26 protein-coding genes are annotated in these 26335 nt (G+C 64.0%); 7 read left to right on the plus strand and 19 right to left on the minus strand.

The genetic code is table 11. The features are described 5' to 3' along the window. The first annotated feature begins 13 nt into the window (after nt 1–13). Both BRA1253DRAFT_RS17065 and BRA1253DRAFT_RS17070 read left to right on the plus strand, forming a co-directional pair. Nucleotides 14–1528, plus strand: a complete 1515-nt coding sequence (locus BRA1253DRAFT_RS17065) for a hypothetical protein (protein ID WP_007596298.1) — start codon at nt 14–16, stop codon at nt 1526–1528. Beyond that, nucleotides 1525–2775 (plus strand): glycosyltransferase family 87 protein, encoded by a 1251-nt coding sequence (locus BRA1253DRAFT_RS17070; RefSeq protein WP_245285937.1) that lies wholly within the window; start codon nt 1525–1527, stop codon nt 2773–2775. Before BRA1253DRAFT_RS17065 ends, BRA1253DRAFT_RS17070 begins: the two co-directional genes overlap by 4 nt. A gap of 151 nt (nt 2776–2926) precedes the next feature. On the opposite strand, the gene BRA1253DRAFT_RS17075 is transcribed toward BRA1253DRAFT_RS17070, so the two are convergent. The 11 genes from BRA1253DRAFT_RS17075 to tolQ form a co-directional block, all read right to left on the minus strand. After that, nucleotides 2927–4141, minus strand: a complete 1215-nt coding sequence (locus tag BRA1253DRAFT_RS17075; protein ID WP_007596300.1) for an ABC transporter substrate-binding protein — start codon at nt 4139–4141, stop codon at nt 2927–2929. 288 nt (nt 4142–4429) lie between these two features. Continuing rightward, nucleotides 4430–6352, minus strand: coding sequence for an ATP-dependent zinc metalloprotease FtsH (ftsH, locus tag BRA1253DRAFT_RS17080; protein ID WP_007596301.1), 1923 nt, complete (start codon nt 6350–6352; stop codon nt 4430–4432). A gap of 268 nt (nt 6353–6620) precedes the next feature. After that, nucleotides 6621–7676, minus strand: coding sequence for a tRNA lysidine(34) synthetase TilS (gene tilS / locus BRA1253DRAFT_RS17085; protein WP_007596302.1), 1056 nt, complete (start codon nt 7674–7676; stop codon nt 6621–6623). Nucleotides 7677–7752: 76 nt separating this feature from the next. Further along, entirely contained in the window at nt 7753–8808 is a 1056-nt protein-coding gene (ybgF, locus tag BRA1253DRAFT_RS17090; protein ID WP_007596303.1) for a tol-pal system protein YbgF, read from the minus strand. 187 nt (nt 8809–8995) lie between these two features. Continuing rightward, nucleotides 8996–9484 carry a peptidoglycan-associated lipoprotein Pal gene (gene pal / locus BRA1253DRAFT_RS17095; RefSeq protein WP_007596304.1) on the minus strand — a complete coding sequence of 163 codons (489 nt, stop codon included), beginning with the start codon at nt 9482–9484 and terminating at the stop codon, nt 8996–8998. A gap of 245 nt (nt 9485–9729) precedes the next feature. After that, a complete protein-coding gene (locus BRA1253DRAFT_RS17100; protein WP_007596306.1) occupies nt 9730–10494 on the minus strand; it encodes a hypothetical protein in 765 nt (254 codons plus the stop codon). 163 nt (nt 10495–10657) lie between these two features. Beyond that, nucleotides 10658–12988, minus strand: a complete 2331-nt coding sequence (locus BRA1253DRAFT_RS17105; RefSeq protein WP_007596307.1) for a bifunctional diguanylate cyclase/phosphodiesterase — start codon at nt 12986–12988, stop codon at nt 10658–10660. A 243-nt stretch (nt 12989–13231) separates the two neighbouring features. Further along, on the minus strand, nt 13232–14578 hold the full coding sequence (gene tolB / locus BRA1253DRAFT_RS17110) for a Tol-Pal system beta propeller repeat protein TolB (protein WP_007596313.1): 1347 nt from the start codon (nt 14576–14578) through the stop codon (nt 13232–13234). Between the two features lie 41 nt (nt 14579–14619). Next, on the minus strand, nt 14620–15579 hold the full coding sequence (locus BRA1253DRAFT_RS17115; RefSeq protein WP_007596315.1) for a hypothetical protein: 960 nt from the start codon (nt 15577–15579) through the stop codon (nt 14620–14622). Between the two features lie 3 nt (nt 15580–15582). Next, a complete protein-coding gene (tolR, locus tag BRA1253DRAFT_RS17120) occupies nt 15583–16032 on the minus strand; it encodes a protein TolR (RefSeq protein WP_007596316.1) in 450 nt (149 codons plus the stop codon). A gap of 43 nt (nt 16033–16075) precedes the next feature. Then, complete coding sequence (tolQ, locus tag BRA1253DRAFT_RS17125) at nt 16076–16792, minus strand: protein TolQ (RefSeq protein WP_007596319.1); 717 nt, start codon at nt 16790–16792, stop codon at nt 16076–16078. 423 nt (nt 16793–17215) lie between these two features. Between tolQ and BRA1253DRAFT_RS17130 the strand changes: the two genes are divergently transcribed. Next, nucleotides 17216–17734: a DUF2231 domain-containing protein gene (locus BRA1253DRAFT_RS17130; protein WP_007596320.1), complete on the plus strand. Its 519-nt coding sequence runs from the start codon at nt 17216–17218 to the stop codon at nt 17732–17734. A 35-nt stretch (nt 17735–17769) separates the two neighbouring features. On the opposite strand, the gene BRA1253DRAFT_RS17135 is transcribed toward BRA1253DRAFT_RS17130, so the two are convergent. Further along, complete coding sequence (locus BRA1253DRAFT_RS17135; protein ID WP_007596321.1) at nt 17770–18537, minus strand: serine acetyltransferase; 768 nt, start codon at nt 18535–18537, stop codon at nt 17770–17772. 317 nt (nt 18538–18854) lie between these two features. On the opposite strand from BRA1253DRAFT_RS17135, the gene BRA1253DRAFT_RS17140 reads away from it, so the two are divergent. Then, on the plus strand, nt 18855–20018 hold the full coding sequence (locus tag BRA1253DRAFT_RS17140) for an acyl-CoA desaturase (protein WP_007596322.1): 1164 nt from the start codon (nt 18855–18857) through the stop codon (nt 20016–20018). Between the two features lie 189 nt (nt 20019–20207). Here the strand turns inward: BRA1253DRAFT_RS17140 and BRA1253DRAFT_RS17145 are convergent, their stop codons facing one another. The 5 genes from BRA1253DRAFT_RS17145 to BRA1253DRAFT_RS17165 form a co-directional block, all read right to left on the minus strand. Then, entirely contained in the window at nt 20208–20693 is a 486-nt protein-coding gene (locus BRA1253DRAFT_RS17145) for a DUF2852 domain-containing protein (protein ID WP_007596323.1), read from the minus strand. Between the two features lie 120 nt (nt 20694–20813). After that, nucleotides 20814–21554 carry a TetR/AcrR family transcriptional regulator gene (locus BRA1253DRAFT_RS17150; protein ID WP_007596325.1) on the minus strand — a complete coding sequence of 247 codons (741 nt, stop codon included), beginning with the start codon at nt 21552–21554 and terminating at the stop codon, nt 20814–20816. Between the two features lie 95 nt (nt 21555–21649). Further along, on the minus strand, nt 21650–22012 hold the full coding sequence (locus tag BRA1253DRAFT_RS17155; protein ID WP_007596326.1) for a YciI family protein: 363 nt from the start codon (nt 22010–22012) through the stop codon (nt 21650–21652). Between the two features lie 38 nt (nt 22013–22050). Next, entirely contained in the window at nt 22051–22455 is a 405-nt protein-coding gene (locus BRA1253DRAFT_RS17160; protein ID WP_007596329.1) for a YciI family protein, read from the minus strand. 78 nt (nt 22456–22533) lie between these two features. Continuing rightward, a complete protein-coding gene (locus BRA1253DRAFT_RS17165) occupies nt 22534–22899 on the minus strand; it encodes a nuclear transport factor 2 family protein (RefSeq protein WP_007596330.1) in 366 nt (121 codons plus the stop codon). 151 nt (nt 22900–23050) lie between these two features. Here BRA1253DRAFT_RS17165 and BRA1253DRAFT_RS17170 point away from each other — a divergent pair, with 151 nt between their 5' ends. The 3 genes from BRA1253DRAFT_RS17170 (at nt 23051) to BRA1253DRAFT_RS17180 (ending at nt 25146) form a co-directional block, all read left to right on the plus strand. Continuing rightward, complete coding sequence (locus BRA1253DRAFT_RS17170; protein ID WP_007596332.1) at nt 23051–23839, plus strand: SDR family NAD(P)-dependent oxidoreductase; 789 nt, start codon at nt 23051–23053, stop codon at nt 23837–23839. 82 nt (nt 23840–23921) lie between these two features. Next, complete coding sequence (locus tag BRA1253DRAFT_RS17175) at nt 23922–24359, plus strand: hypothetical protein (RefSeq protein ID WP_007596334.1); 438 nt, start codon at nt 23922–23924, stop codon at nt 24357–24359. 433 nt (nt 24360–24792) lie between these two features. Continuing rightward, complete coding sequence (locus tag BRA1253DRAFT_RS17180; protein ID WP_007596336.1) at nt 24793–25146, plus strand: hypothetical protein; 354 nt, start codon at nt 24793–24795, stop codon at nt 25144–25146. Between the two features lie 106 nt (nt 25147–25252). On the opposite strand, the gene BRA1253DRAFT_RS17185 is transcribed toward BRA1253DRAFT_RS17180, so the two are convergent. Further along, complete coding sequence (locus BRA1253DRAFT_RS17185) at nt 25253–25666, minus strand: VOC family protein (RefSeq protein ID WP_007596337.1); 414 nt, start codon at nt 25664–25666, stop codon at nt 25253–25255. 38 nt (nt 25667–25704) lie between these two features. After that, nucleotides 25705–26241 carry an SRPBCC family protein gene (locus BRA1253DRAFT_RS17190; protein WP_007596338.1) on the minus strand — a complete coding sequence of 179 codons (537 nt, stop codon included), beginning with the start codon at nt 26239–26241 and terminating at the stop codon, nt 25705–25707. Nucleotides 26242–26335: the final 94 nt, after the last annotated feature.

Consider the following 26335-nt stretch of genomic DNA (forward strand, 5'->3'; position numbering starts at 1 on the left):
ACGACGAGGCGGCATGTCCCTTTCCTTTGCCAACAGCATCACGGTGCAGAGTCGTGCGCGAGCGCTGGTGCCGCTATGCGTCGGTGCGGGCGCCTATCTCTTCTTCCTGTATGTCGGCGACACGCTGCTTCAGGACTCCGACTCGCTCTGGCAGATCAAGATCGGGCAATGGATCCTCGATCACCACGCGCTTCCCTACACCGACTTCTATTCCTTCACGCGGCCGGGGGCGCCCTGGGTTTCGACTTCGTGGTTGTCGCAGGTGCTGTTCGCTCTCTCCTACGCGCAATGGGATTGGGCCGGCCCGGTGATCCTCACCGCACTTGCTGTCGCATTGTCGGCGGCGATCCTGGTCAGCCTGCTCGAGGCCCATCTGGAAATTCCGCGCGCGGTCCTGTTCGCGATGTTCGCGATCTTGCTGTCGCTGCACCACATTCTGGCGCGGCCGCATATGCTGGCGCTGCCCGTGATGATCGCGTGGGTCGGCGTGTTGATGGCCGCAGCCGACCGCAAGGGCGCCCCGTCATGGTACTGGCTGCCGCTGATGTCGCTGTGGTCGAACCTACATGGCGGCTTCGTGCTGGGCCTGGCGCTGATCGGCCCGATGTCGTTTGTGGCGCTCTGGGGCATGGAGTCCAGCAAGCAGGTCCGGCTGCTGTCGCGCTGGTTCCTGTTCGGTGTTGCGGCACTCGCCGCAAGCTGCGTCACGCCCTATGGCTGGCGCACATTGCTCGGCGCGATCAACATCCTCAATCTCGGCGAGTTGCTGACGGTCATCTCCGAATGGTCGCCCGCGAGCTTCGCATCCTTCAACGCATTCGAAGGCGCGCTGTTCGGCCTGATTGCGATCGGGCTGTATCGCGGCCTGACGCTCTCGCCGCCGCGTATTCTTCTGATCCTGCTTCTGACCTGGATGGCGCTCACCCACGTCAGGAGCATCGAGGCCTTTGCCTTCCTGGTACCGCTGGTGCTGGCCAAGCCCCTCGGCGAACGGACTGCGCTGCTACAGCCTGGCACGCAGGGCGGCGAGAGTTGGGCCGCCCGCTACGTCACCGCAACCGGTGCGCTGATGATCGTGGCCGCCGGCTGGACCTCGACCTCACTTTACATGGCGCATCACCGCTTCACCTTCACGATGGATCAGACACCGGTTGCCGCCGTCGATCTGCTCGAGAAACGCCAGGCGCAGCGCGTCTTCAACGCCTACCAGTTCGGCGGCTATCTGATCTCGCGCGACATCCCGGTCTTCATTGACGGCCGCGCCGAGCTCTACGGCGAAACCTTCGCCATGGACGTCTTCAAGGCCGTGGAGCTCAAGAAGCTCGACACCCTGACGCGGCTCCTCGACGCGTACAAGATCGACGCCACGCTCATGGTCGCGGACGCGCCGGCCGCCCAGGTGCTGGACCACATCAAGGGCTGGAAGCGGCTCTACGCCGACAACATCGCCGTGATCCACGTGCGAACCGGCGGCACAGAGGCCGGCGCGACGCCGGAAGCGGAGTCCTCGAGGGAAGCCGTCAAGTGAGCGCGTCCGCTCAACAGCAGATATCCGGTCCATCGCGCCGCTGGATCGGAATTCCCCTCGTGATGTTGCCAGCGTTTTCGATCGCAACGCTCTTCGGCTGGGGCGTCCTGATCTCCACCTTCACCCATCCCGGCTGGATCGGGCTGAACCACGTCGCTCCCGGCACGGACTGGATGGTGTTTTACGGCGCCATCAGATCGTTGCTCGCCGGCAATCTTGCGCTGGTCATCGATGGTGACGCGTTCACGGCCTATCTCAACCAGTCGTTCGCATCATGGCTCTCGGTCCCTCTGGAGTTCCGTCCATGGTTCTATCCGCCCGGCTTCCTCGTTCTGCTGCTGCCATTCGCGCCGCTTGGCTTCATCGGCTCCTATGTCGCATTCCAGGCCGCGACCGCAGGCTTCCTGGGCTGGGCGCTTCGCAACCGGGCCGATCAGCCGCAACTGACGCCCTACATCATCGCGGCCGTGCTGGTCTCGCCATCGGCATCTCTCAACCTGGCCGATGGACAATGCGCTTTTCTCGTTGCCGCACTGCTGGTCACGGGCGTCAGGCTGCTCGGACCGCGACCACTCCTGGCCGGGGCAATCCTCGGGCTGCTGAGTTTCAAGCCGCAATTCTTCCTGCTCGTCGCCTTCGCGCTGGTGGGGTCGCGCCGTTATGGCAGCCTGTGCGCTGCTGCATGCTCGGCATTCGCATTGGCGGCTGCAAGTGCCATGATTTTTGGCGTCGAATTGTGGCTTTGGTGGATACCGCAGGCGTACAACAATCTGGTCAGCCCCGACGCGAAATGGCTCGCCTATGGCCGCATCTGGGGTCACAGCGTATGGGCCTGCGCAATGCTGCTGGGCCTGCCGGAGCGGCTGGCCTCCATCCTGCAGCTGGCCGCGATCCTTTCGAGCGCGGCGGCGACGTTCGCGGCCTTTCGCTCCTCGCTCAGCACCAACAACAAGCTGATCGTACTGCTTGCGGCAACCGTGCTGGCGGCCCCGCATTCGGGCCCTTATGACGCGACGCTGCTGACGGTCGCCGTCGTGCTGCGGCTTGCCGCATCGATCGATGCTCCACGCTTTCGCGACTGGCTGATCGGGCTCGGCATCTGGATGGTGCCGTTGCTCAGCCCGGCGGTGTATATTCCGGCGGGACGACTATCGCCGCTCCTCATCGTCGCTCTCATTGGCGTCGTCTTCGGCGCGTTGCGCAGTCCGGCAGGGTCTGGCAAGCCGGCAATGTCGCCGCATTCCTGAATCCAATCTGCGGCTGGCGATGGGGACGCCGAAGTGATGAGTAGCGGACAGGACATGCATTCGCGGGCAGATCGGACTTATCGGTAGGGAGAGATGATCTCAGTTCTGGACTCGCATCGGCCCGATCAAAAAGCCGATCCCTCATTAATCATCAATTGCCCGTCTGCAGTTCGCCGAATCTATCCCAGCTCTTGCCGTTGAAGCGCATGAACTGCATCTGGTCGACCGGGACATGGTCGGTCGTGCCGGTGTTGACCTTGATGCCGGGCAGCAGCATCGGCAATTCGAGATCGCGAATTGCAAAAGCCTGCTTGAGGATGTTCTCGGTCGACAGATCATTGCCGCAGGCTTTCAGCACAGCCTCCAGCGCCATCGCACTGTTGTAGGCGTTGACATAATTGGTGTCGTGCTGGTCGGCCTCCGGCAAATATTTGGTCATGAACTCGCGCCAGCCCCTGACGCCGGAATCGTCCTTCCAGGCGGGATCGTCGGGGTCCTTCACGTAAGCGGTGGAGAGGATGCCGGTGCCGGCTTCCAGTCCCGCAGGCTCCATCACCGTCGAAACCCACACCGCAACATTGGATAGGAACGTCATCGGCCGCCAGCCAATCTCGAAGGATTTGCGGATCGCTTGCGCCGCGAATTTCGGCGTCGCCGCGATCACGAATACATCGGCGCCCGAGGCCTTGAGCTTCACGATCTGGGAATCGATGGTCGGGTCCTGGATCTCGTAGGTCGCGCCGGTGACCACTGTATCGTATTTCTCGCCGAGCACGTCCTTCAGCCCGGCGAGATAGTCGCGGCCGTAATCGTCGTTCTGCGAGATAACGGCGAACTTCGCGTTCGGATTCTTCGCCAGCGCGTAACGCGCATAGAGCCGCGCTTCGTAGCGGAACGGCGCCTGCACGCCCATCGTTGCCTGCGGATATTGTGCGACGTCGGCGAATTTCGAGGCGCCGGAGCCGATGAAGAGCTGCGGCACGTTCCTGGACTGGAGGTATTTCGCGATCGCCGTGTTGTGGGCGGTACCGATCGAGGAGAAGATCAGCGCGACCTCGTCGCTCTCCACCAGCCTGCGGGTCTGCTCGACTGATTTCGGCGGCGCATAGCTGTCGTCGAACGAGATCAGATTGACCTTGCGGCCGTTGATGCCGCCCTTCTCGTTCAGCATCTTGAAATAGCCGACCTCGCCCTTGCCGAGCGCCCCGAAGGCCGACACCGGCCCGCTGTAGGGCATGGTCTGGCCGATCTTGATCTCGGTCGCGGTGACGCCGCGCATTTCGGCGGCGGCGGATGGAGCGGACGGGAATGAGACTATCAGGAACGAAACGGCGCCAAGCGCGCCCAATGTCCTCGCAAAGCGCATCGGCTTGCCCTCCCCTTTGTCTGCGCGGTCGAGCCGCGCCTTAATTGGGAAGAGCATGCCACGACTTCATCGCAGACTCCAATCGCGATGAGTCGCGGGGTCGGAGAGCGAGTAAAGGTAAGGGTGCCACCAATGGCGGCGCCCATAGATGGTCGGCACTGCGCAAGGGCGGCTTTGCGCACATACCTGTTCGTCGCGAGATGCTCAGTTGCCCACGTTCGAAAAGCACCACGCAACAAAAAACGCGGCGTTTCCGCCGCGTTTTTCAATTCAATCTGCCGTGCGCGGTTACGCCTGCGGCTGCGGCTCCAGGCCGGGATCCGGATCGGGTCGCGGGCGCGACTTGCCGGCCGGCGGCACGGCCGAGGCGCGCGGGGTGGTCGGCTCGAGCACGGATTCGCGGTTCGGCTTCTTGCCCTTGAGCAGGTCGATGATCTCGTCGCCGGAGAGCGTCTCGAATTCGAGCAGGCCCTTGGCGAGAGCTTCAAGATCGGCGCGCTTCTCGGTGAGAATACGCGTTGCCTCGTTATAGCCTTCTTCGACGAAGCGCCGGATCTCGGTGTCGATCTTCTGAACCGTCGCTTCCGATGCGTTCTGGGTGCGCGACACCGACATGCCCAGGAAAACCTCGTCCTGGTTCTCGCCGTAGGACACGGTGCCGAGCGCCTCGGACAGGCCCCAGCGCGTCACCATCATGCGCGCAAGACGCGTCGCCTGCTCGATGTCCGACGACGCACCCGAAGTCACCTTCTCGCGGCCGAAGATCAGCTCTTCGGCGACGCGGCCACCCATCATGATGGCAAGGCGCGATGTCATCTGTTCGAGCGACATCGACAGCTTGTCGCGCTCGGGCAGCTGCATGACCATACCCAGCGCACGACCGCGCGGAATGATGGTCGCCTTGTGGATCGGATCGGTCGCAACGACGTTGAGGCCGACGATGGCGTGGCCGCCCTCGTGATAGGCCGTCAGAAGCTTCTCTTCCTCGGTCATGACGAGCGACTTGCGCTCGGCGCCCATCATCACCTTGTCCTTGGCTTCCTCGAACTCGGCCTGGGTCACCATCCGCTTGTTGCGGCGGGCGGCGGTGAGCGCAGCTTCGTTGACGAGGTTCATCAGGTCGGCGCCAGAGAAGCCCGGGGTGCCGCGCGCGATGGTCTTGAGGTTGATATCCGGCGCCAGCGGCACCTTGCGGACGTGGACCTTGAGGATCTGCTCGCGGCCGACGACGTCCGGGTTGGGCACCACGACCTGACGGTCGAAGCGGCCGGGACGCAGCAGCGCGGGGTCGAGCACGTCGGGACGGTTGGTCGCGGCGATCAGGATCACGCCCTCGTTGGCCTCGAAGCCGTCCATCTCGACCAGCAACTGGTTCAGCGTCTGCTCGCGCTCGTCATTGCCGCCGCCGAGGCCGGCGCCACGGTGACGACCGACGGCGTCGATTTCGTCGATGAAGATGATGCAGGGCGCGTTCTTTTTGGCCTGCTCGAACATGTCGCGGACGCGGGAAGCGCCAACGCCGACGAACATCTCGACGAAGTCAGAACCCGAAATGGTGAAGAACGGCACGTTGGCTTCGCCCGCGACCGCACGCGCGATCAGGGTCTTGCCGGTGCCGGGAGGGCCGACCAGCAGCACGCCGCGCGGAATGCGGCCGCCGAGGCGCTGGAATTTGCCGGGGTCGCGCAGGAATTCGACGATCTCCTGCAGGTCCTGCTTGGCCTCGTCGACGCCCGCGACGTCCTCGAAGGTGACGCGGCCATGCGCTTCAGTCAGCATTTTTGCGCGCGACTTGCCGAAGCCCATCGCCTTGCCGGCGCCGCCCTGCATCTGCCGCGACAGGAAGATCCACACGCCGATCAGCGCGATGAAGGGCAGCCAGGAGACCAGCAGCGAGACGAACCACGGCACGTTGTCGCCGGGCGGCTTCGCGGTGATCTGCACCTTGCTGTCATAGAGGCGCTTCACGAGCGTCGGATCGCTCGGCGCATAGGTCTGGAAGCTCGAGCCGTTGGTGAAGGTGCCGTGAATGTCCGGCCCCTGGATCACGACGTCGCGCACATTGCCGCGATCAACCTCGCTCAAGAGCTGGGAGAAGGCGATGTCCTGCGAGGAGGCGCGCTGACCCGGATTCTGGAAGAGCGTGAACAACGCCAACAGCAGCAGGACAATGATGACCCAGAGGGCGAAATTGCGCAGATTGGCGTTCATCGATCTTCCTTCGTGGTCGCGCGGATCGCGGCCTGATCCTCGGGCAGTTACTTTAAGCCGTACGAGGAAATCCCAAGGAATCCTCTCGGTTAGACGCATTACAATTTAGGTGCCGCCCCGGTCGCTGCCAAGGGAACGAGATGGGACTATTTATCCCATCTTAGAGCGATTCCCGCTGAAATAATGGCGCCCGGACAGGGGTTTTTCCCGCCTGGTTAAGGTGACCTGACGTCGCGCCGCCGAAACGGCTGGTGTCATGGTCCGCGGCTTAGCTCCCCTTGCGCCGCCGCGCCGGCGCCGGCGCGATGTGGATACGCCCCCCGGCAAGGCTGATCAAGGCTCCCGCAAGGGTCTGCTTCACCACCGGCCGGCCATTTGCAGCCGTACTTCCCGCCGCCATGGCCTGATCGAGCACGGCCAGGAGAGATTCGACCTTGCCGAGTTCCGCTGGTCCCTCATGCCCGAACGCGTTGATGGCCCGCAGCAGGATCCGCAGCCGGACCTCCTCCGGCAGGGCGGCAAACACGGGGGCCTCGAAGCTTCGAACGCCGGCCTGCGGCGCATCGCCGCGATCCCGCAAACGGAGGAAGCGCTCGGCTCCATCGGTCAGCACCTCGACGGCCGCATTGGCGCGCGCCAGCCTTGCCGCGAGCCGAGCCAGGCTGCGGGCATCACCGCCCTCCCCCGCGAGCTGCGGCAGCAGCGCACGCAGCCGCGGCCGGGTGAAGGCAGCGTCGTGGTTGGTGGGATCGTCGGCAAAGCCGATCTTCGCCCGCTTCAAGGTCGCGATCAGCTGCGACTTCGGAACGTCGAGCAGTGGACGCGCAAGGATGACGCCGTCGCGCTCGGTGAGACGGGCCATCGCCGACAGCCCGGCTAATCCGCTGCCGCGGAGAAGACGCATCAACAGGGTCTCGGCCTGGTCGTCTCGGGTGTGGGCGGTCAGCACGTGGCTCGCGCCGGCGACACGTGCGGCCTGCACCAGCAGGCGGTAGCGGGCTTCGCGCGCGGCGGCCGGCAGTCCCGTTTTCGGCTTGGCGCCGCGCCAGCGCACGGTCCGGTGCGGCAAGCCAAGCCCGGTCGCGAGATGCTTGACCTCGCGCGCCTCGCGCGCCGCCTCCGGCCGCAAGCCGTGGTCGATGGTGACGACGGTGAGACGCGGGCCGTGTGCGAGGCTGCGATGCCAGCGCGCCGCAAGCCACATCAGCGCCACCGAGTCGGGCCCGCCGGAGACCGCGAGCAACAGTCCCCGCGCGCCTTTCAGGCCTGCGAAGAGGCGCTTGGCCTCACGCGCCGAGATCGGTGAATTGTCGTCGTCTGACATGACGCTGCAATCGTCCGCGGATGGACCGAATGTTTAGCGCAGCGCCATCAATCTTGTCAGGATCAATCGCCGCGGGTCAGCACTTCACCCGCTTCTGCTCGCGGTCGACCGCGGCTTTGACGCCGGCCGAAGCGCGCGGATATTTGCGGCCGACTTCGCCGAAGGCGGCGCATGCGGCCTCCTTCTCCTTCAGCGCCGCCAGCGACTGGCCGAGCCGCAGCAGGGCGTCCGGCGCCTTGGCGGATTTGTCGTATTTGGTGGTGACGGCGAGGAAGGCTTCCGCGGAGTCGCGATATTGCTGGCGCTGGAAATAGCTCTCGCCGAGCCAGTATTGGGCGTCGCCGAGCAGCGGGTCGCTCGGATATTTCTGCGAGAAATTCTTCATGGTCTGCTCGGCCAGCGCATAGTCCTTGCGCTGCATGTAGCCGATGCCGAGATCGAATTCGTCGCGCGGCGTTGCCGAGGGCGGCAGGGTCGTCAGCGCCGGGGCGCCTGCCGGCGCGGGAGAGCCGGATGGGGCCGGCGGATAGCCGGGCTGCGCAGCCTGGGGCGCGGCCGCCTGCGGATAGCGGGGGCCGCTATTGGCGAGATCGAGCGGTTCGCCGGCGCCACGGCCGCCGGGCGCGCCGCTCGGGGCACCGGCGGGCATCGGTTGCTGCCCGCCGCCGAGCGCGCGTGGCGCACCCGGCGCATTCGGGCTCTGGTTCGGGTCGAAGGCATCGCCGCGGCGGCGCGTGCCCGGCGCGCCGGGCGCAGGCTGCTCCTGAACGATCGGCGCCGGAGAGGCGATCTGCGGCTGCTCGTAATTCGGCTGGGCCGCTTGCTGGTGCGGCGGCTGGCGATAGGCCGGCGCGGCTTGCGCGGGCGGCATGGCCGCGACATTGGGCTGGACCGGCGCCTGGCCGGGTGCAGCTTGCGCGCCGCCCTCGAGCGCTCGCAGCCGCTCTTCGAGCTGGCGGTTGCGATATTGCAGCTCTTCGTTCTGGCCGGTGAGCTGGCGCAGCTGATTCTCCAGCCGCTCGATCCGCATCTCGGGATCTGCATCGTCCGATTGTGCGAGGGCGGGCGAGCACAAAGAGAGCAGCGCGGCGATCGCCACGGTGCCGGTGAAAACCTTAAATCTGGATGACATCTTGCCCTGACGACGAAAGCGAAATGGCCTGCGACCGAACATTCGACGCGCCACACATTGAAGGGGAGTACGCCAAAACTGTGACTGTAACAAACAGGTTTCCGTCACAGATCGCTGAAACGAAACCGGCGCCCGAGAGGGCGCCGGCATAATCGGTTTCTGAAGATGAACGGCGCCTGACCGATCGTCAGGAGCTCGCGTTCAGCACGGTGACGGCGCGGCGGTTCTGTGACCAGCAGGAGATGTCGTTGCAAACGGCCACCGGCCGCTCCTTGCCGTACGAGATCGTTCGCATGCGGTTCGGATCGATGCCGCGCGAGGCGAGGAACGAACGGACCGACTGGGCACGGCGGGCGCCGAGCGCGATATTGTATTCGCGGGTGCCGCGTTCGTCGGCATGACCTTCGACGGTGAAGCTGTAGCGCGGATAGCTCTGGAGCCACTGCGCCTGCTTCTCCAGGGTCACGATCGCCTGCGGGGTCAGATCGGTCTGGTCGCTTTCGAAGAACACGCGGTCGCCGACATTGACGACGAAGTCTTGCTGGCTGCCCGGCGTCGCCGCGTTGGCCATCGCATCCGTGGCAGCGTTCTTGTTGGCACAGGCCCCCATCGACAGCGCGACGGCAAGCACCGCGGCCAGCTTCAATCCCTGGAGGATGCGCATAGGATGTTTCATTCCGGAGCCTCCACGCTCACGTTTCGTCCACTGCTGTCCGGTCTACAGGGGGTTGGTTAAGCGAACGTTCCGTCAACCTTGATGGAACCTTGCCACAGCCGGTCAAATGCCCCCAACCAGCGAAAAGCAACCGTCATGGTTAATGGGTTGTAAATGTGGCGCGATGGTGAAGGCAAGCCGCGCCGACCGGCAAAAACCGCGGGCTTTGCTGGAATTTTAGGCTCGTCGTGTGGAGACCCTAGCGCCTAGCGGGCAGAACCCGTTGCCGAGGCGGCTACGTCCGGGGTCCGCTGCGTCGCCAGCGACACCGGGCGCGGGGCCGCCTGGCGCGGGCCGCTGCGTTGAAACAACATGCGCCGCTCAAAAGCGCTGGAGCGCATGATCGGAAAGCGCGTCAGGACCTTTTCCCGCTGGTTGCGGAAATCGGACGCCATCAGCACGGCCTTCTTGGTGGGCCAGCCCGGAAACCCGCGCGGCTCCGGTGAAATGGTCTCGTGCAGGAAGATGCGACGATAGAACGCCTGATGATCGGTCCGGATCATGGCCAGCCCGGTGTCGGCGTTGAAATGATCGCAAGCCACAAAAGCCAGCCGCACCGTCAGATAGGGTAGCTCCGGAAAACGCTGGTGCTTTTCGGGATCGGCAACAAACCGGCACGGATCGATGAGGACTTCGCCGCGGTCGAGCCGGGGATGCAGGACGTCGCCAAACACTTCGGTCGTGTAGGACATTCGCCAGTCGGACGTCAGGACGTGAATGCGAACGGAGCTGCAGAGCTCTCCATCGACATAGACCCCGAAATTCCAGGTGTTGGGCGCATCGTCGAAGCGATCGGTCACGCGCCGCGACTCCGACGGCTCGATCAGTCCGGCGTGCAGATAGGCCCGGTACCGCATCAGATAGAGGTTGTCGCGGTCCTCAGGAGTTTCGATCAGGCGGTAATCGATGCGGTCAAACAGAGCGGCTCCCCGCGGAAGGAGCACCGTTTGCGGTTCAGCCCCAGACGTCATCCAGTACCCCTACACTCCAAAGCAACTTCTGCGAGTGTGACGAGATTAATGGTTCATTAACGGAATTGCAAAGGCTTAGAAACGTTAGGGTTAACCTTGCGGCCCGCAAAAACACGGGCGCGAACGAGAGCCGAGGGCGTTGAAGAAGTGGGGCAGCGAAAGATCAGGCGATCGATCGCGAGGACACCATGACGATCTGGTCCTCAGCCCCGCGACGGCCATGCGAGGCATTGAGCAATTGGCGAATCCGGACTGCCGGCACCGGCCGGCTGAACAGATAGCCCTGCCCTTCGGTCACGGTGCCGTCGGCGCTGATCAGCTCGAGCTGATCATTGGTCTCGATGCCCTCGACCACGACGGCCATGCCGAGATCGGCCGACAGCCGCGCCACCCCGCGCAGCAGCGTCAGCGGCCGGTCGGCATCGATGCCTTCGAGGAAGGAGCGGTCGATCTTCACCTTCTGCATCGGGAAATTGTGCAGGTAGCTGAGGCTCGAATAGCCGGTACCGAAATCATCCAGCGAAATGCCCACGCCGATCGCATGCAATTGCGACAGGATGTCGTGCGTGAGCTGGGTGTTGCGCAACAGCGAGGATTCGGTGATCTCGATCTCCAGCCGATGCGCCGGCAGCCCCGAAACCTCGAGCGCGTAGCGGATTTCGCTCAAGACGTCGCGCTGGTGGAATTGCTGCGGCGAGAAGTTGACGGCGACGCTGACGCCCTCCGGCCATTTCATGCATTCCATGCAGGCGCGGCGCAGGATCCAGCGGCCGAGATCGACGATCAGCCCCATGTCCTCGGCGACCGGGATGATGTCGACCGGCGAGACCGTGCCGCGCACCGGATGATTCCAGCGCAGCAGCGCCTCGCACGTCGTGATCTTGCCGGACTTCAGATTGACCAGCGGCTGGTAGAACAGCTCGAACTCCTCATTGGCGAGCGCCTTGCGCAGATCGAGCTCGAGGATGCGGCGCGCCTCGACGGTCGCCGCCATCTCGTCGCGGAAGAAGCAGAATGTGCCGCGACCGTCGGCCTTGGCCCGGTACAGCGCCATATCGGCGTTCTTGAGCAGCGTGTCCGCGCTGACGCCCTCCGGCGCGGTCAACGCGATGCCGACGCTGGCGCCGATCTCGACCAGATGATTGTCGATGCGGTAGCGCTCGCTCAGCCGCTCGACGATCCGGCGCGCCAGCGCAGCGGCGTCCTCGGGCGAGGAGATGTTCTCCTGGAACACGACGAATTCGTCACCGCCGAAGCGGGCGACGAAATCCTCGGGGCGCAGCATCTCGCGCAGACGGTTGGCGACCGCGCACAGCAGCTGGTCGCCGCAGGGATGGCCGAGCGTGTCGTTGACCTGCTTGAACTGGTCGAGGTCGACGAACAGCAGCGCGGACAGGCGCTCGGCGTCGTGCGAGATCGCCAGCAGCCTTTCGATCTCGTCGCGGAAATGAACGCGGTTGGGAAGCGCGGTGAGGTCGTCGTAGCGCGCCAGATGCGTAATCTTGGCCTCGGCGCTGCGACGGTCGGTAATGTCCTCGACCAGCACCACCGCGCCACCGTCAGCCATCGGCTGGACAGTCCAGGACAACGACCTGTTTCGCTGCGTATCGGGATCGGCGGTGATGATCTCCTTGGCTTGCGAACTCTCGATGTCCGTGACGATCCGCTCGCCGCTCCCAGCCGAGATGGACCCGGCGCTGACGCACGCCGCGACGATGTCACGCGCGTTGACGCCGCGTTGCGCCAGACCTTCCGGCAGATTCATCATTGCGCCGAAGCGGTGGTTCATGACCGCCAGCTGTCCGTCGACGCGGAACATGCAGAGGCCGTGCGGCATGTTGTTCAGCGCCGTATCGAACTGGCCGGCGAGCGCGGCTTCACGCTCCCGTGCCACGACCGCTCCCATGAAGATTCGGTGCAGATTCACCGAGAGCTGCATGATCGCCATCAGGAACGCGGCGCTGACCAGCGCCATCGCGATGTAGTAGGGCGTTCCACGCAGTGCCAAGGCAAGCACGGCCGGACCGAAAATCAGCACGGCCTGGAGGTGGAAGATCGCAGGCCGGCCATATGCCCTGCCCGCGCCGCCCGCCGCGATTCCGGTGGTGACCGATAAGGCGATCATGTGGGCCACAGCGTCGTCGGTGGCCAGCAGGGCGGTGGCGCACCAGATGCCGATCGCAGCCGCCTGGATCTTTGCCCCGATCTGATAGCGCTTCTGCCAGCGTGCTGCCGCCTCGATGGTCATGACCGACTGACGTGCCTGATAGAGGCGCAGGTCGATCGCCCGCGCAGTCCCCGCCAGGACAAGAAGTGCGACGCACGCCCAGATCAGCGGCTCGCCCGTCCTCAGCGCGGTCAGGGCCGCACCGATCGACACGAAAATGAGTCCTGCCAGCAGCGGACCAGGCGCTTCGAACAGCGAATCGATTTGCGCCGCCGAAGTTTTCGGCGGCCGCTGTTCCGGCTCTCCGCTCTGACTTGCAAACTGCATCTGGTGTTTACGCGCGTCCTGTCTGGAGCGCAGTTTTACCGATCCGGTATGAAGTCTTTCTGAGGGAATATCGTTAAAGTCGAGTTGTTTTGAACGAGCAACAGTCGAAATAGATCAATAGAAACAAACCCATGGGAAAAGTTTGCCGAGTGCAACCTTAAAGAACAATTATCGCGGGGAAACATCGCGCCAAGTTTTCGAAAAAGGCGCGCGGTCAAATCATTGCGCATCGAGGACGGGCGGCTAGCCCGATGTCGAGGACAATAGCGGCGACCATGCGGGGTCGGAGGCGAAGCCCGGCGTCGGCACCTTCAGCTCGTTGCGGCCCGAGATGTCGACCGAGAACAGCGACGGCCCGCCGCTGCCGCCCGGATCGCGGAAGAACATCAACACGCGGCCGTTCGGCGAGAAGGTCGGGCCTTCGTTGTGGTAGCCGGAAGTCAGAAGCCGTTCGCCGGAGCCGTCCGGCTTCATCACGCCGATCGAGAACTGCCCGCCACCTTGCCTGGTGAAGGCGATGTAATCGCCGCGCGGCGACCACACCGGCGTCGAATAGGTGGCGTTGTTGTCGTCCTTGGAGAAGGAGATGCGCTGCGCCGCTCCGCCGCCCGCGGCCATGACATAGATCTGCGATCTGCCGCCGCGATCGGACTCGAAGCAGATGCGGGCGCCGTCCGGGGAGTAGGAAGGAGAGGTGTCGATCGCGGGCGTGTCTGTGAGGCGCGTGGTCGAGCGCGAGCGCAGATCCATCACGAACAGGTTGGAATTGCCGCCCTGCTGCAGGCTCATGATGACGCGCTGGCCGTCCGGCGAGAACCTCGGGGCAAAGGTCATGCCCGGGAAGTTGCCGACGATCTCGCGCTGGCCGGTCTCGATGTTGAACAGGTAGACCTTCGGATCGCCCTGCCCGAACTCCATGTAGGTGATCTCTTGCGAGTTCGGCGAGAAGCGCGGCGTCAGCACGAGGTCGGAGCCGCGGGTCAGATAGCGCACATTGGCGCCGTCCTGGTCCATCATCGCGAGCCGCTTGACGCGGCGCTCCTTCGGCCCGGTCTCGTCGACGAACACGACGCGGCTGTCGAAATAGCCCTTCTCGCCGGTCAGCTTCTCATAGATCTGGTCGGAGATGATGTGGGCGATGCGGCGCCAATATTCCGGCGAGGTGAAATATTGCTGGCCGGCGAGCTGCTGGCCGGTGACCACATCCCACAAGCGGAATTCGGCCTTGAGGCGCCCGTCCGGCTGCCGCGTCATGCGGCCGGTGACGAGGGCCTGCGCGTTGAGGGTTTTCCAGTTCTCGAATTGCGGCGCGACGTCGATGTTGCTGATGCGCTCGATGAAGGCAGCCTGGTCGACCGGCGCGAACAGGCCCGAGCGCTTCAGATTGTTGGTGATGACCTGAGTGACGCCGTTGCCAACGTCGCCGTCGGCCGGCGAGCCGGGCACGAAATTGGTGATCGCAATCGGGATCGGCCGAAACTCCGTGGGATCGATACGGAGCCGTCCCTGCGGCTGCTGGGCGAAGGCCTGCCCGCCTCCGAGCATCGCGAGCGTCGATCCGGTCAGGGTCATGAAGCGGCGGCGGTTCATCGATCGAACGTCATTCATCGCAAAATTCTTTTGTTCGGATGTCACAACATGTCTTTCAGGCCGAAAGTCATCGGAATGAGCTTCCAGCTCTCGTATTGCTGCTTCGGCATGAACGAATAGACCTGACACTGCACGATGGCGCGTCTGGCACTCTCCGCCACCGCCTGTGCGATCGACCGCGACGGCCCCCTCACCGCGACGACGATCGGCTCGGACGCGAGCGATCCGTCGATCTTCATGGGAATGTCGATGTCGGCTTCGTATTGATCCGCATCCTGCCCGTTATAGGTCGGCGTGAAGCAGCGCTTCACCGCCCCTTGGAACGCCCCCCGCCAGGTCGCAATGTTGTTGGCGGCCGTTCCGCTCGTCGATCCCAGCGAGGCCGACGCATTCAGCGTCGAGCCGGCGAGTTCGTGCCGGGTCGCCGCGCGCTTGTCGAGATCGCGCTGGATCTGCGCGGGATCGAAGCTGCGCTCCTTGGGCTTCGGCACCTGCTGCGGCTGCACCGCTGCGACCTTCTGCTCCGGCGGCTTGGGCGGCGGCTTCTTGGTTTCGAGCTTTTTCTGGAGCTCGGCGATCGGATCTTCCTTGGCCGGGTCAGGCTTTTTTTCCGGCGGCTTCGGTTCTTCTTTGGGCTTCGCCTCGGCGACGGGCTTGGGCGGCTCGGGCTTCTTCTCGACCGGCTTCTCGACGGGTTTTGGCGGCGGTTCGGGCGTCGAGTTGGTCTTGATCAGCTCTTTCTTCTCGGTGACCTTGCCGACGGCGTCTTCCTCGGGCTTGGCTTCCGCGATCTTCTCGACCTTCGGCTTCGGCTCTTTCTTGTCGCCGGTCTTCTGCCCCGACATCATCTGCGCGAGCTGGTCGGTGGAGATGATGTCGATCGGCAGCGACTCTTCGGCCGGAACGAAAGCCCTGCTGCTAAAGGTGACGAGCCCCCATCCCAGCACGAGGACGTGGAGGGCAATCGACGCAACGAGTGTCTTGTCGACCTTCACCTTCACGGTCTACCCCTGATCCGCTTCCGTGACGAGCGCCAGCTTCTTGAAGCCTGCGCCGGACAACTGGCCCATGACCTTGGCCACCGTCCCGTAATCCGCCTTCTTGTCGGCACGCAGATAGATGCGCTCCTCGAGCCCGCCGCGCGCGTCCGTGATCGCCTTCAGCTTGGGGATCAGTTCGTTGATCGCGATCTCGGCGTCGTTGATGAACACCTTGCCCTTGATGTCGACCGACATCTGGATCGGCTTCTGGTCGTTGTTTTCGAGGCTCTTGGCCTGGGTCTGCGGCAGGTCGAGCGGCACGCCGACCGTCAGCATTGGCGCCGACACCATGAAGATGATGAGCAGCACCAGCATCACGTCCACCATCGGCGTGACGTTGATTTCGGCCACGACCGGCCTACGCCGGCCACGGCGCCCACCGCCTCCGGACGAACTCGCGACGTTCATGCCCATGGTCTGGTGCCCAAATTGCCCTTCACACTATACATGCCGTCCGTCAGCCCCGCTCGTCGATCTGGCGCGACAGGATGGCTGAAAATTCATCGGCGAAGCCTTCGAGGCGCTGGGCCTGCCGGTTCACCTCGGAGGTGAACTTATTGTAGAAAATAGTGGCAGGAATGGCGGCGATAAGGCCGACGGCGGTCGCAAACAGCGCCTCCGCGATACCAGGGGCCACCACCGCCAGAGAGGTATTTTTCGACGCCGCGATCGACTGGAAGCTCGACATGATGCCCCAGACGGTGCCGAACAGGCCGACGAAGGGGCCTGCGGAGCCGACGGTGGCGAGCACCAGTAGCCTGCGTTCCAGCCGCTCGACCTCGCGGGCGATCGAGACATTCATGACCTTGTCGATGCGCATCTGAAGGCCTGCGACCGAGCGGGCCTGGCTCTCGAACGAACGCTTCCACTCTCGCATCGCCGCGACGAAGCAGGCCGCCATGGAATGCGTCGGCTTGGCCGAGAGCGTGCGATAGAGGTCTTCAATTGACTCGCCGGACCAGAAAGCCTGCTCGAAACGGTCCATCGAGCGGCGGGTGCGGGCAAACAGGAAGATCTTGTCGATGGCGATCGCCCAGACCCAGACCGAGCAGGCGAGAAGCCCCAGCATCACCGCTTTCACGATCCAGTGAGCCTGCCAGAACAGCGCGATCAGCGACACGTCCGCGGAAGCGGCAACCGGAAGGGCTGACTGAGCCACGTCGGCCGGATTCATAAGCAGTATCCTCTCAAGGCGATCGTTACCTGATGTCCCGATCTAATGTCCCGGCCAGCAAATGGCCGCCGGTTCCCCAATAGCCGCGCTAGAACCGGCGCGGCCGGCAAGCCCGCTCAAAGCCTTGTCTTTCTGGGGTGCAGGGCTCTTCCAAAGCCAGCCGCCTGCATTCCCTGCCAAGATGTCAAAACTATGGGCCCGCCCCCAAGGCTCAGACTTCCGGCTTTGGGCGCGATTGTCCGCAATTACCAGAGCCCGGCGATGGTTAATGCTGGGTTACCGCGGGCGGATTTGGCTGCCGGAAAGCGAGCGGGCGCAGGCGGTTGGCAAGCTGCCGGCCCCGGCTGTTGCTGACATCACGTTGGAGGAACCAGCCCTCGCCCGAAAAATTGTCTGGAAAATCACTTCTCGCGAGGTTTTGCCATGAGCGTCAACCCCAAGACGACCGCCGCCATCGGCGATCATCCGCTCCACCCCATGATCATCCCGTTCCCCGTCGCCTTCCTGGTCGGCGCGCCCATCGCCGATCTCGCCTTCATCGGAACCGGCGACGGCTTCTGGGCCAGAGCTGCCATGTGGCTGATCGGCGCCGGCATCGTCATGGCGCTCGTTGCTGCCGTGGCAGGATTCACCGACTTCTTCAGCGACGCCCGTATCCGCAGCCTCAACGATGCCTGGTATCACATGATCGGCAATCTCGTGGCGGTGGTGCTGGCTGCGATCAATTTCTACCTCCGCTACGCGCAAGGCGCGGAGGCTGCGGTCAAACCGTGGGGCGTGGTGCTCTCGCTGATTGTGGTCGGCATCCTCCTGTTCACGGGATGGAAAGGCTGGGAAATGGTCTACCGGCATCATGTCGCGGTGCTGGACGCGCCGGGCCAGACCAGTTCGGAACCGGTCACCCCGCATCATGGTGGCGAGAGCCGCCGCCGCGCCGCCTGAACGAGGAGTACGTCGCTTGATGACGTGAGGGCGAGTCAGGCCGCCGAGGCGGGTTCGGGGCAATTGGTCAGCCGCGCCGGATTGCCGATTGCGGTGCAGCCCGGGGGCACGTCGCTCGTCACGACGGTGTCGGCGCCGATCTTCGCACAAGCGCCGATCCTGACGTTGCCGAGAATTGTGGCGCCGGAGCCGATGAAGACGCCGCGACCGATGCGAGGCGAGCGCGCCGGCAGTTCCGTGCCACGACCGATGCTGACGTTCTGAAGGATGGTGGCGTCGTCGCCGATCGCCACATCTGCACCGATCACGATGCCGGTGGCGTGGTCGAGATACACCGATGATCCCAAGCTCGCCGCCGGATGAATGCTGACCTGCAGGACGTTGGAGGCCTCGTTCTGAAACAGCAGCGCCGCGTCGCGATAGTCGTGATGCCAGAGCCAGTTCGAGACGCGCCATGCCTGCAAGGCGACGTAGCCCTTGAAATGCAGCAGCGGCGCCAACAGTCCGGTGATGGCGGCATCGCGGAGAACAATGGCTTGTAAGTCGCAGCCGGCCACCTCGATCAGATCCGGCTGGCCATGGAAGGCGTCGCGGGAAAACGTCGTGAAGCGCTCGCGTTCGGCCGCGCTGTCGCCAAGCCGGCGTCCGATCAGATCGGACAGTGCGGCGGTAAAATCGTCATGGACGAGGATGAGTCCGACAAGAGCCTTGCCGAATATGGGGTCGGCTGCCGCTGCGCGCTGCGCCTCGTCGCGGATCTCCTGCCAGAGGGCCTCGCTCGCCGTCATCGCCGCTTCCGCCATCGTTGCTGCCTGCGGTATTTTGACGCTTCCTTTTCACTGTCGGATATAAACCGTCGGCAGCCCGCGCGCCACGCACCCCGTGACGCTACGAGCTTGCATGCCAAGCGGCCTGGATCATATATAGGCCGTCGAGTTCGCGGTCGAAGCTATGGCCTCAGGTTGACTTTGCCGCGTGCGGCCGCCTTGGGCCAGGGTTGTCCAAGCACCTCGTTCAAGACCCCGCGGTGGTCCGCCATCGCCGGGTTTTTCGTACACAGCGGCCCTCAATGCTGCCGAAGCGAAACTCGAATCTCTGTCATCCAAGGTCACGCCAATACATGTCGCCCAACGCCCCCGCCGACGACCAACACGACGACATCATGTATCCCTCCGCCCTGCCGTTCCTGCTGGTTCATCTCGGCTGCGTTGCCGCCATCTGGACCGGCATTACCTGGCAGGCCGTCGCGATCTGCGCCTCGCTGTATGTCGTGCGCATGTTTGCGATCGGAGCGGGCTACCACCGCTATTTCTCCCATCGGGCTTTTGCGACCGGCCGGGTGTTTCAGTTCATCCTGGCCTGGCTTGCGCAAAGCACCGCGCAAAAAAGCGTTTTGTGGTGGGCGGCCAAGCATCGACATCATCATCTGCATTCCGATACCGAGGACGACGTGCATTCGCCGCGTCACCGAGGCTTCCTCTATAGCCATCTCGGCTGGATTTTTTACCGGGAGCACGATGGCACCGACCTCGTGAAGGTCGGCGATTTCGCCGCCTATCCGGAGCTGATGTGGCTGCATCGCCTGGAACTCCTGCCGGCCGTGACGCTGGCTGCGCTCTGCTTCCTGGTTGGCGGATGGTCCGGTCTCGTCGTCGGCTTCCTGTGGAGCACCGTGCTGGTCTATCACGCGACCTTCTGTATCAATTCCCTCGCCCACGTGCATGGACGCAAGCGGTACGTGACCGGCGATGATTCCCGCAACAATTGGCTGCTGGCCTTATTCACCCTCGGTGAGGGCTGGCACAACAATCATCACGCCTACCAGAGCAGCGTGCGGCAGGGTTTTCGCTGGTGGGAGATCGACATCACCTATTACATCCTGAAGGTGCTGTCCTGGTTCGGCATCGTCTGGAACATGAAGTCGCCGCCCGAGCAGGTGCTGCGCAACGAGCAGCCGCTCGGCGCACGCGTCATCAACCGGGCGGCCCGCGAGCTTGCCGGACGGTTCGATGCGCAGACCCTGGCGCACGCGATCTCGTCGGCGCTACGCCGAGCCGATTTGGCCCAGTTGCAACTGCCGACGCTGCACGACATCCTCAGTCGCGCGCATGAAGGCGTCGATGCACTGACCCATCTGCATTTGCCGAAGATTCCCACCCGCGAGGAGTTTCTCACCGAGGCCAAGGCGATGTTCGCGCGAACGCGATCACTCAACGAGATCGTGGACTACGCCTACGAACACTTCCTGGAGTCGGTTCGCGCGCAGCTCGCCACGGCGCGCTGACCAAGTCTCTCCAGGCCAAGACTTTCCAGGCCAGGACATTTCCAGACGGTCGCGGCGGCCTGCCGCGCATTCCCAAAAACAAACCGCCCGCCTGCGGGTTGCGCAGGCGGGCGGCTTGGGGCCATCAGGACTTTGGGGGCATGCGCCTGACGGCTTTGAGAAGCGTCAGTCTCGAGATCAACCTTGAGATCAACCCTGCTGCTGGTCGGTCGGCGGCGGGGTCGGGCGCGTCTTGTGTTGCGCCATGAACTGGTCGAACTCTTCCTTGTCCTTGGCGTGACGCAGACGGTCGAGGAAGTTCTTGAACTCGACCTGCTCTTCCTCGAGCCGCTGCAATGTCTCGGTGCGGTACTCGTCAAAGGCGCGGTTGCCGCTCGAGGGCGGGCCGAAGCCAAAGCCGAAACCGTGGCGCTCCATGCGGCCGCGCATACGGTCCATCTTGTACTGCATCCGCTCCATCTTGTTCTGCCAGCGATCCTGGTTGCTCCAGCACGACATTCTTCTGCTCCCGAGTGTGAAAAAGAGAAGGGCAAGTCCGATCGGCCACCAGATGATGAAGCCGAGGATGGTCACGGCGATCCAGCCGGGATGCCAAGGCGTGTTGAGCATGTGGGGGCGCTCGTAGTGTTGGTCCGAAGGGCCGCGCCATCGATTGACATCAGCGGTGTAGGCCATTTCCCTCTCCATGACGGCATCAGCGCCGTTGTGAATGTAAATAACATTTACATAGGTAGATCATCCCGCGATTTTGTCAAGCCGACCGCCTGACAGGGCGAGGCAATTATTTGGGTAACTTTATTTCGGCTTGCCCCAGGGACCACCGGGCGGCACGCCGGAACCGGAGGATGCCTCCGGTGGCACCGGCGGCGGCTCGGCGCTTTTCGCCGGAGGACGGCGATCGGTCGGGAAGCCGAGACCGCGGAGATAAATCAGCACCTCGGCTTCGAGCAGCTCGTCCGGCGACATCGGCAGCTTTCGACGCGCGGCATCGCCGCGGGAGAACAGCGAGGCCACGCCATGCGCCATCGACCAGATGTGCAGCGCCATCATCATCGCCGGAGGCCGCGGCGTGCCCGGCGGCGCCAGCGCGGCAAGCCGCTCCGCCGCGGCACGAATGACGTTGAAAGCACGCTCGCTAGCGGCCTGTAGCGCCGGATTGACATCCACCGGCACGCCCGATTCGAACATCGCGTTGTAGAACGCGGGCTCCTCGCGGGCGAAGGCGAGATAGGCCCTGCCGACACGCTCGAACGCCGTGACGGTGTCGGGCCGTCCGTCGTCCCAGGCCGCGGTCAGGCGCGATTCGAACTGCTCGAAACCGCGCTGCGCGATCGAGGACAGCAGTTCGTCACGGTCGCGAAAATGCCGGTACGGTGCCGCCGCACTGACGCCGGCCATGCGCGCGGCATCGGCAAAGGTGAAGCCGGCCGCGCCCTTCTCGGCGATCAATCCAAGGGCGGCCTGCAGCAGGGCTTCCTTCAGATTGCCGTGGTGATAGCCGCGCTCGGCGCGGCGCGTCTCCTTGCGCCAGCTCATGTGAACGACCTTTACATGAGCTGGGCAGGAAGGTCACTAGCGGCGACGGGTTGATCAGCCCGTATTCTCCCCGGTCCGGGGCAGCGGCCGAAGCCCTAGCCGCCAGGGATCGGCAGCACCGGCATGATCTCGACGCGTTCGCCGGGGAAGATCGTGAAGTGCGGGTGGTTTTCGAACATCTTCGCCGCGGCTTCGTGCGAGGCCGCACGCACCACGGTGAAGGCGCCCATCTCGTTGGCGATGTCGGCGAGGCCCTTGCCGTCGACCTTCTTGGTCTTGCCGAGCGGCCCGCCCATGGCCTGGATCGCGCCTTGGTGCTTTTCGACCCAGCCCTTCCAGGCCGCCATGCCCTCCTGCTCCTTCGCCTTGCGCTCGGCCTCGGGCATCGCATCCCATGCGGCCCATTTGGAGCTGGTCTTGCTGCCGAGGAAAACGGCGAGATAGGTATCGGTGCTCATCGGTTCTCTCCTTTGCTGATGGATAGACAAAGCTGCGGCTATTTCTTGAGGTCGCCGAAACCGGCGGCGGCCTCCTGCACGTCAGGCGGAAAGTCGCTCATCTCCTGCACCTGACGGATCTCGATGATTTCGTTCGGTGCGGCCGGACACCGCCTGGCCCAGGCGATCGCCTCGGCACGCGATGCAACCTCGATCATCCAGTACCCGCCCAGGACCTCCTTGGCCTCGGCGAACGGGCCATCGGTCACGATGGGCTTGCCGGCCGCAAACGAGACGCGCGCGCCCATCGAGGGCGGGTGCAGGCCGTCGAGCGTGATCAGCACGCCGGCGTCGTTCAGCACCTCGTTGTAGCGCATCATCGCAGCGACCCGCTCGGGATCGAGCTGAACGTCGGGCGCTGCGGTCTCGTAGCCGAGCGGGATCATCAGCATCATGAATCGCATGGAGGTTCCTTGCTTGCTTAGTCGCCCTTACCCAAGACGAGCGAACCCTGACGGAACCGACAGCGTGGCGACAATTATTTAGCGCGCCTGCGGCAGGAAACGCCCGTCCTGCCGGGCAGCGCCGAAATAAACCTCGATGCGGCGAACCTTGCCGCCGGCGAAGGTGAAGAACTCGGTGTTGCGAAAGCTCCTGCCATCTGTCGCCAGGCAGAGATAGGTGACGAAGGCCTCGTCACCTTGGACGACAATCCGCTCGATGTCGTGCCGCGCAATCCAGCCGGTGTCCCTCCAGCAACGCTCGAAATAGGCCGCCTTGTCGAGGTCCTCGTCGAACGGGCTGGTGAAGCGGAAATCGTCCGCCAACGCGTCGGCGACCCGTTGCCGGTCGTTGTCGAGATATGCGGCGAAAAGGTCTCGAATCAGGCGCTCGTGATCGTTGGACATTCCGGGTCTCCCTGGCAATGATCCCCTGGAAGACGATCCATCGAGGACCGTCCCGACATCGTGGCTTCGAGTTAAGGCCTTCCTCGTCGGAACGAAAGCGAAGTAAAAGAGGCTCGCGCTCGCGCGATCTTTCATAAGGACCGATCAGCCAATGCCCCCTACCCCGCACCGCGTTGCCCTCGTCACCGGAGCCGCGCGTGGCATCGGGCTTGCGACCGCGAAGAAGTTTTTGACCGAGGGCTGGCGGGTTGCGTTGCTCGACATCGAGGGCGAGCTGCTCGGCCGCGCGGTCGCCGAGATCGGCCGGGACGAGGCCACGCTGGCGCTGACCTGCGACGTCTCGGACGCAGCCGCGGTTGCCGCCGCGATGATGTCGGTCGAAAGGCGGTTCGGCCGGCTCGACGCGCTCGTCAACAATGCCGGCATTGCCGTGTTCGCGCCGCTGATGGAGACGTCGGAGACCGATTGGCGGCGCGTGCTCGAGGTCAACCTCACCGGCCCGTTTCTCTGCACCAAGGCGGCGGTGCCGCTGATGCGCGACGGCAATGGCGGCGCCATCGTCAACATCACCTCGATCTCGGCGGTGCGCGCCTCGACGCTGCGCTCGGCCTACGGCACCAGCAAGGCGGGCCTCGCGCACCTCACCAAGCAGCTCGCGGTCGAGCTTGCGTCCTTCAACATCCGCGTCAACGCGGTCGCACCGGGACCGGTCGACACCGCGATGGCGAAGCAGGTGCACACCAGGGAGATCCGCGCCGACTACCACGACGCCATCCCGCTCAACCGCTACGGCCTGGAAGAGGAACTCGCCGAAGCGATCTACTTCCTGTGCTCGGAACGATCCAGCTACATCACCGGACAAATTTTGGCCGTCGATGGCGGCTTCGATGCGGCGGGCATCGGCCTGCCGACGCTGCGCGGCGAACGGCGGAACGGGTAGGCACGGCGTAGGTTGGCCTAGCGAAGCGTCACCCACCTCTTCTCGTCGGCCAATCCTACGGACTCGAATTCGCGGAGGCTTCATGCGACGCGTCACCTTCCTCAGGGCTTTGATGCTCGTATCCGCGCTGCTCGCCGCCACGCCTGCCTTGGCCGAAATCCGCATCATCCAGTCGCCCGGTGGACAGGTCGGGCCGTTCCTCGATTTGTTCGAGAAAGTGCGCGAGAGCGGCGAGCGCGTGGTGATCGACGGTCCCTGCCTGTCCGCCTGCACGCTGGTGCTGAGCATCGTGCCGGGCGAGCGGATATGCGTCACCAAGCGTGCCGTGCTTGGCTTTCATGCGGCGCGCTCGGTCGACCGGCGCGGACGCTTCTACGCCGAGCCGGAAGCATCCGATGCGGTGCTTGCGGCCTATCCCGGCCCGGTGCGCGACTGGATCAGCCGCCGCGGCGGCCTCTCGTCGCGGTTGCTTCTGTTGAAGGGACGCGACCTCGCCGCGATCTATCCGCGCTGCCGGTGACGATCAGCGGACGCAAGCGCCCGCCAAATCGCGCCGGTCACCTGCTTCGTGAGGCCTAATAAAAACTCTGGATCAGCTGGGTCAATTCCATGCTCGCGCAGATGAGCATACCCCAAAGTGCAAAGTTGATCTGCAGCGCCGCCGCCATCGGTCGCTCCCCTTCCAAGTCCGCCCGCCCCAGTTTTTAGAGTTTATGACGAAATAAATAACGATTCTGCCCCGGAGTTCACAGCCTAATATTGCGCCAGTTGTTGTGCGATGCGGTCCGCATCATTTCACGAAGCGGCCTCACTGCTCTCGCAATGTGGTGCGACACTAAAATTCATATTCGGCCGTGTCGGCCAGGCGTTTCCCTTAGGTTCCATTTGAGCGGTGCGACGCAAGCTTCGGCAAGCGAATTTGGCGCGTCGCATACAACACCCAAGGGTTCGGCATGATGCGACACGGCTTTGTCTTGCTCACGTTTTGCGCAACGCTCATGGGATGCGTGGTCGCGCCTGCTCAGGAACGCCGTCCGATCGCATGGGACGGCCTCGGTCAGGATCCGAACCGTCCCTACGTCATCAAGCGTCGCGTGGCGACCCAAGCTCCCGCGGCGAGTGATCCGAATCAGGAGCGAGAAAGAGTCCTCGGCACCTTGCGCCCGTACTCCGCGGCGTGGTGGGCAATCCATGACGAAATCGAAGCGGAGAATGACAAGCAGCTCGGGACAAAGCTCGTGATCTGCCCGCGCTGCGTTCCCTCCTCCCAACCACCGAGCAATGACGTGACCGGATCGATCCGCTGAGGCGGCATGCGGTCGATCGGCACATCACGCAACGTCTCATGCGCGCCCCTCTCCGCATCGTCAGGGAGAGGGGATCGCCGCTTGGCGCGTCAAGCGATCGCGGCTGTCACATTCCCTCGGCCGGGCAGTTCACCATCCAGGGAATGCCGAACTTGTCGACGCACATGCCAAAACCCTTGGCCCAGAAAGTCTTGCTGAAGGGCATGGTGACGGTGCCGCCGTCGGCCAGCGCGTTGAACTTGCGCTCGCCGTCCGCGGGATCCGCGACCGTGAGCGAGATCGAAAAGCCCTGCGGCTTGTGAAAATGCTCGCCTGGTGCGTCGGAGGCCATCAGGACGCTGCCGTCTGGCAGCGACATCCGCGCATGCATAATGATCTTCTCGCGGCCGGGCGTGGCGGGCACCTCCGGCGGCGCATCCGAGGCGCGCATCATCGCATCGATCTTGCCGCCCAAGACCTTGGCGTAGTAGTTGAACGCCGCTTCGCAGGTGTCCTGATAGAACAGATAGGGATTGAGCATCGTTTCTCTCCGTTTTGCTTTCATTCGGGGTGACGGCGCTACTTCTCGGTGAGCTTCTTCAGGCTGGCCAAGCCCGCCTCGAAATCCTTGCCGATCATGTTGTCCATGTTGATGAACACCTGCATGACCTTGGACAGGAACGGCGCCGGACCGGACATCGCCCACGTGACCAGTGTGGCATCGCCTTGCGGCACAAAGGTGAACTCGGCGGTGTTGTGGCCTTCGAAAGGCCGCTCGAAGTCGAGCTTGATCCGGAGTTTTGACGGCGCACTCGCCTCGAGGATCTCCATATGGCCGGCGCCGACATTGTTGTTCCCGTCCCAGGCATAGGTCGCGCCCTTGCCCGGCGCAGTTCCGCCGAAGCTGCGCTTCATCGCGGGGTCCCGGCCCTCGTAAGGTGACCAGGCGGTCCAGCGATGGAAGTCGGCGACCAGCGGATAGATCGCATCGGCGGGCGCCTTCACGGCGAGGCTGCGTTCGACGCGGAAGGTGCCGGATTTCGTCAATGCGAAGACGAGGACACCCGCGAGTCCGATAGCGAGCACGACGGCGATGATGGCAATGGCTTTCAGCATGAATGGCTCCCTGGATACGCTCCTAGGACGAAGGGAGGGGACCGGGCCCGACAAGGCGAAGCGAAAATTTTTGCGATGCCCGAAGCAGGCGCTC

The organism is Bradyrhizobium sp. WSM1253 (assembly GCF_000244935.1).
In the GTDB taxonomy this organism is placed as follows: Bacteria; Pseudomonadota; Alphaproteobacteria; order Rhizobiales; family Xanthobacteraceae; genus Bradyrhizobium; species Bradyrhizobium canariense.